Below are 5,582 nucleotides of genomic sequence, written 5' to 3' on the forward strand. Positions count from 1 at the left end.
TCGTGTCAGGCCAGCACCAGCGCCCGACGGGAACCCCAAAAACAGATCAGATAAAGCTGAAATGACACCGGAAAACCGGACATTTCAACTTTGCTGGCGCCCGGACATTTCAACTTTGCCTGGACAACGTTTGTAGCGGCAAAGTTGTAATGTCCGGTTTTAGCAAAGTTGAAATGTCCGCCCGAGTGGCTCCCTTCATGGTAGTCAGCCTGCCCGGTTGAACACGATGGAGACGCCAGAGGATGGCTAGATCCAAGGTCATTACAGTCAGCATGCAGGAGTTAAACAGGCACAAGACCGTCCAGGCGGTCGTGGATGGTCAGTTGCGGCCAGGCGTGGCCGCCGAACGGTTGCAGATCACCGACCGGCAGTTACGGCGATTGCTGGAGCGCTATCGGCAGGAAGGACCGTCTGGGCTGGTTTCGCGCAAACGTGGCCGGCCAGCCAACAACCGCCTATCGGCCGATCGTGAAGCTGCGCGAGCGTTATGGGCTGACGCTGTCCAAGGAAACGATTCGCCGGCTGATGACGGTGGCCGGACTGTGGGTGCCTCGCAAACAGCGGCCACAAAAAGTCTACCAGCCACGCAACCGTCGCGCGTGCCTCGGTGAACTGATCCAGATCGACGGCTGCGATCACCGCTGGTTCGAGGATCGCGCGCCGGCCTGCACGCTGCTGGTCTATGTCGACGACGCCACCAGCCGGATTATGGAACTGCGCTTCACGCATTCGGAGGCCACCTTCACATACTTTGCGGCGACGCGGGCCTACCTGGAGCGCCACGGCAAGCCGGTGGCGTTCTACAGCGACAAGGCGAGCGTGTTTCGGGTCAACAAACAAGGGGCGACCAGCGGCGACGGCCACACCCAGTTTGCTCGGGCCTTGTTCGAGCTGAACATTGACGGCATTTGCGCCAACAGCAGCCAAGCCAAGGGCCGCGTCGAACGGACCCACCTGACGTTGCAGGATCGCCTGGTCAAGGAACTGCGCCTGCGCGGCATCAGCACCATGGAGGCCGCCAACGTCTTTATGTCGGAATTCATTGCGGATTACAACGCGCGCTTTGCCAAGGTGCCGCGCAACAACCACAACTCCCATCGGCCGCTGCGACCGGATGAGAACCTGGATCTGATCTTTGCGTGGCGTGAGCCACGCTGCGTGTCCAAGAGCCTGACGATCCAGTACGACAAGATGCTTTACCTGCTGGCGGACACGCCGGAGCGCCGCAAGCTAGCCAGTCGCTACATTGATGTCTATCACTACCCGGATGGCAGGATCGAGCCGCGGGCGAATGGCGCCGCCCTGCCCTACACCACCTATGATCGGCTGTCGGAAGTGGATCAGGGCGAGATCGTGGATAACAAGCGCCTGGGACATGTGCTGCAGTTGGCGCAATACGTGCAGGAGAAGCGCGACAACACACGGTCGCTCTCTGTGCCAGGCACGGAGGGAGCTCCGCGCAAGCGTGGACGGCCGCCTGGCAAGAAGTCGCAGCGGTCGCTGGGCCAGAACGATATGTTGAAAGCGTTGCAAAGGCTGCAGGAGCAGCCGTGGCCGCTTAACGGAACGGAGTACTAATTCAGCTTGCGCTGGCAGTTCAACGGGGCTCAGGCAGCATAGCCTGGGCTCAGTCACGTCAGGTCAGCACCACCGCCCTACGCTCACCCCAATAGCTGATCAGCCGGACATTTCAACTTAGCCGGAGACCGGACATTTCAATTTAGCTTTGACAACAGATGATTCAAATGTCCATTTATAGCCAGATTCAAATGTCCGAGTTGGTCCGGGTAACCTGTACGGCCTTGAGCCAGCCAGGGAGCCTCCATGCGACCGGACACGATCACCATGACGATGCGTCAATTGGACCGGCTCAAGGTCCTGCAAGCCTTGGCAGACGGTCACTTGAAGACAGGCATTGCGGCGGCTCGGCTGGGACTCAGCACACGGCAAACGTTGCGCTTGCTTCGTCGGTACCAGGTCGAAGGTGCGCGGGGCTTACAGAATCGCCGGCAAGGCGCCGCGGGTCATCGCCAGTTGCCGCCCGGGCTGGACTCCCGCGTGCGTGGCCTGATCCGCGACAGTTACGCCAACTTCGGCCCGACCCTGGCCGCCGAGAAGCTGCGTGAGCGCCATGGCATCGACCTGGCCACCGAGACGGTTCGCCGGATCATGATCGCGGACAAATGAACCCCACTCCTGCTGCGGCGGCTCAGGTGATTAACAGCCGTCTGAGCGATGACCGCAGAAGCGGTGCCCGACAGCGCGCCGGCCAGGTAACGGCCATTGCCGTTACCGTTGACACGGGAACCCAGCACCGCGCCAACAACAGCTCCGAGAACGCCCGGCACAACGGTGTTCGCAGACATCATGCCGCCGCTCTCCGCAATCGTGACTGGGCGGACCCGGACGACCGTGACAGCTCCGGCAATATCCAGGCGCAGCGCTTCGAAACCCCCATAGGTATTCGGCGAAGTCGGCTGGGCGGCGCAGCAAGCGAAGTCGGCGCAGCAAAAGGAAAAGCAGGAGGAACCGCTTGAACATGTTGGCCTCAACGAAAAGCGGGCCAACATGCCCACGGGCATGAGGCCCGTATGGGAGAAAGGAGATGTCCGGCTATACAACCGGAAGAGTCGGTGCGTCTCAGACGCGGTAGGTCCAGTAATGCTAGCAGGGTCAGCCGCGATTGTGGAGAGGGCTGATTAGATTGCCACCTCCGATAGGTCAACGAGTTGCCAACACCAGCTTTCGCCAAGGGAATAGAGTTGCAGCAACTCGCCGTCCACAAGTTGCGCTGCCGCATGAAACCATTCTGTCTCTCCTCCCTCTTCGAACAGGAAGGCTTGCCGAGCCTCAACGTACACGAGGCTCGGCATCACTGCACAGAGATTGCAGGCGTCCTGGCTGGTAAACATCGGGACAGCAAAGCCGTTCCACATGGTTCCGTTCCAATACGCCCACACGAAGGCATGGTCTGGCAGCCAGCTGCCCGTCACGCAAACGCGACGCCATGCGCGTTCCGTACCGCTTTGTTTAGGGAATTCTGTCATAGTGTGCTCCAAAGAGAGAAAGCGGTCTTTTGAGGACATCCTTTGCGGCCGCCGGCGGCATTCGCTAGACGTCTGAGGACCTGAGCCTCCAGGGCAGCAGAGGCTCGTAGTCGTCGGCAATCCGTGCGTGTGGCAACGCCTTGAACAAGGCAACGAGATACTGAAATACTGGTACGGATCTATGTCGTTGGCCTTGCAGGTTTTTCACCAGCGAGTAAAGACTTGCATTGGCGTTGGTGCCTGCCACGGTGTCACAGAAGCGGAAGTTTCTCCGTCCTATCAAGAATGGCCTAATCGCGTTCTCGGAGGGATTGGTTGAGATCGGCCAAGTGGTGCGTAACAATCGGTCATCGACACCCCACCAGGCTTGATGCTGGCATAGAGAGCAGTGGCATGCTTCATCTCGCGAGTCGGACTATAGGCAAACAGCCTACCGGCGGCCCCGTCCCCTTCCTCCGCGCCCATAGGCAGCTCTTTCTCTGAGCGGGCCTGCCCGGCTCCATGAGTACCTGCACCACCGTCTCGTCACTGCACACGACGTCCGCTTCCAGCAGATAATCGCGCAACAGATTGATGATTGGCGGCACCGCTTGGCCCATGCGCACTACGCTTGCCACCAAGGTGCCGCGAGAGAGGTCCCCACCAAAGCGATGCAGCAGCGCTGCTTGGCGGTACAGCGGCTGGTCACTTGATACGTCGAGGTGGCCAGCGGAAAGCAGTCTCTTGGGAATAATGCGCGCCGGTGCCGGCGTCGTCTTGATGCCGCCGTCGCAACATGAACAGGCGTATGGCCCGCTGGTCTGGATCACGCGGACCCGCTGCGGCACGATGTCGCGCTGTTCGCTGAACTCGACGCCAATCTCGATCAGCGTCTGGCCATTGAGGGGGTAGACGCGTTCCGACTCGGGTAGTTCGTGATGAACCTCGACACGGGGTAGCGCCGGGGCATGCGGCTTGCGGCCACGCTTGGCTACTTCGGTCTCGGGCGTACCTTCTTCTTCCTGCGCTGGCTGCGCAGCCGCCATGGCTTTGGACTCATTGAGGAACAAGTCCTTCTGGTCCGAGGCTCGCGCCTCGCTCTTGGCAGCGAGGAGCTTACGCTGGAACGTCTTGAGCTGTTCCAAGAGCAGGTCTCGCTGGACCATCATCACATGCAACTCGCCCTTGATTGCCTCGCGTTCCGCGAGTATTGCCTCGAGCTCACGCTCGGCGTCGCGCAACAGTTGCAGCTCGGCGGCGGTAACGGTGGCGGGCGTGGATGACATGGCCGGTTAGACCGCTGCCACCAAACAGCGTTCACGCAGCGCGATGGTATTGAGTGCCGCTCTTTGCGGCAGGGAGGGCGACACACGGGCCTGCCCGGTGCGTGTAAAAGGCCGCGCCGTGCGGCACCATATATGCGCACAGGTGAAAGGCTGCCGTTGATTGGCGCCCCGGTCGTTTCTTGCGGGCCTTCGCCGGTGAAAAGCCCTACGAAACGATCCGCAAGGACGATACTTCATCTCGATGGGAGAACGCGAGCCAGAAGTTTCCAGCATTGCAGGTCCCGTGTTTGGCATCAACTGAACACTAACTGGCTCGCTGCATTTCTGGCCCGATTAGCCGCCTGACCCGCGACAAGCTGCACGAATATGTCGACCTGATGCTGGCTGCGGGAGTGACGCGAAATGGCTGTTTTTTATCCTAGGCTCTGTGAAGTTTTGCATCGAGATCCTTCGCGCGGTCTCCCTGACTGCGCGCTTCGCAGGCGGCTTTCAGGCTCTTCGTCTTCAGTGACCTCCTCTAAGCGGTGAGCCAATACGAGGATATTCTCCTCAACAACGATATGGACATCCTTAATGACCATGGATGCGAACCAGAAACAGACGGCAATGGGTTCGCCCGGGGCTCACAGAATGCACAGTGATAACAGCAAGCTGGATTGCTTCGCGGCCACGCCGCCTCTGTTCCAACTTGCTTTGTATACCAATACTTGGGTGCTGATCTGCGCCTTGGCAACAAGGTCGATGACTGCGCTATGAGCGTCAGGCTTAACAGTCACTAACAAAAACTGCTCAACGACTCGGGAACAGATGACGGCGCAGGCGAGCGTGAGCGGAACGGGATATCGAGACGCCGTTCAAAAACGAATGTTCGACTTGCCAAAAGCGGCAAGCAGTGCGTGCGTACGCAATACAACCGAGCGATGCTTGTCCGAGGATGTCGTCTTCTAGTCGGTGACTGGTGGACGGACCCGATCGTCAAAAGCAGTCTTGATGGTATTACTTCACCGTCATTGCTTAATAATGCACCCGCAAAGTTGAACTGGCGTCCAACTCTGGGATGACAGATTGAAGAAAGATTGCCATATTGATGGCATGAATCATCTTACTTTGTGTTTATAAATCAAAACCTCCCGATTCTTAGCTACGGGTCTGACCAAGATAAGGCCGATTTCCTATCATAAGCCTTCCAGTTATATATATTCGAATCTATAGATCTGATTGTTATAAGAGACTGAGCCCTCTATCGAGCGACTCTTCCGCTACACTGGCC

3 protein-coding genes and 2 pseudogenes are annotated in these 5,582 nt (G+C 58.7%); 2 read left to right on the top strand and 3 right to left on the bottom strand.

The genetic code is table 11. The features are described from left to right. Window positions 1-242 precede the first annotated feature (242 nt). Both VSR71_RS34815 and VSR71_RS34820 read left to right on the top strand, forming a co-directional pair. A pseudogene (locus VSR71_RS34815) lies at window positions 243-1,578 on the top strand (ISNCY family transposase). A gap of 267 nt (window positions 1,579-1,845) precedes the next feature. After that, window positions 1,846-2,187 (top strand): helix-turn-helix domain-containing protein, encoded by a 342-nt coding sequence (locus tag VSR71_RS34820; protein ID WP_232346072.1) that lies wholly within the window; start codon window positions 1,846-1,848, stop codon window positions 2,185-2,187. Here VSR71_RS34820 and VSR71_RS34825 read toward each other — a convergent pair. From VSR71_RS34825 to VSR71_RS34835, 3 genes and pseudogenes are all read right to left on the bottom strand, one after another. Next, window positions 2,082-2,582, bottom strand: coding sequence for a glycine zipper 2TM domain-containing protein (locus VSR71_RS34825; RefSeq protein ID WP_306437318.1), 501 nt, complete (start codon window positions 2,580-2,582; stop codon window positions 2,082-2,084). The two genes, VSR71_RS34820 and VSR71_RS34825, sit on opposite strands and share 106 nt — an antisense overlap. A 117-nt stretch (window positions 2,583-2,699) precedes the next feature. Next, window positions 2,700-3,047, bottom strand: coding sequence for a hypothetical protein (locus VSR71_RS34830; protein ID WP_197717987.1), 348 nt, complete (start codon window positions 3,045-3,047; stop codon window positions 2,700-2,702). A gap of 64 nt (window positions 3,048-3,111) precedes the next feature. Then, window positions 3,112-4,312 (bottom strand): annotated as a pseudogene (locus VSR71_RS34835) (transposase). Window positions 4,313-5,582 lie beyond the last annotated feature (1,270 nt).

The organism is Cupriavidus oxalaticus, assembly GCF_038900635.1.
Lineage (GTDB): Bacteria > Pseudomonadota > Gammaproteobacteria > Burkholderiales > Burkholderiaceae > Cupriavidus > Cupriavidus oxalaticus_B.